Origin of the sequence: Nocardioides oceani (assembly GCF_030412965.1) — a bacterium.
GTDB classification, from domain to species: Bacteria; Actinomycetota; Actinomycetes; order Propionibacteriales; family Nocardioidaceae; genus Nocardioides; species Nocardioides oceani.
Window position 1 is genome coordinate 1 of the sequence record NZ_JAUHJQ010000133.1, and the last position, 281, is coordinate 281.

Annotated in this window: 1 protein-coding gene; it reads right to left on the reverse strand. The window is 59.8% G+C overall.

The window, feature by feature from the left end:
- Positions 1-259, reverse strand: a 259-nt coding sequence (locus QWY28_RS23560; protein ID WP_300955339.1) for a hypothetical protein, incomplete at its 3' end; no start/stop codon positions are given.
- Between the last annotated feature and the right edge of the window lie 22 nt (positions 260-281).

The window sequence follows — 281 nt, forward strand, 5'->3', positions numbered from 1 at the left end:
CCTGCCCTGTGTTAGGGTCCAAGGAGACAGTGTAGCGGTACATCTCATACCCAAGTAGGTCACTCACTTCTTCTGCAGTGGGCTGCTGCCACTCTAGCTGCACCTTGCCAAGGCCCGGTGTGGCGGCAAAGCCGGATGAGAGCGCTCCCGCTGCGTTCACCAGCACGTTGAAGCGCTGGTCTTCCACCGGGATCTCAAAGTGCTCCAGGTCACGGGCATTGGCTACTCTGATGCGGTTAATGCCATCGCCGGTGCTCACCCCTACCTGCAGGTAGGTGGTG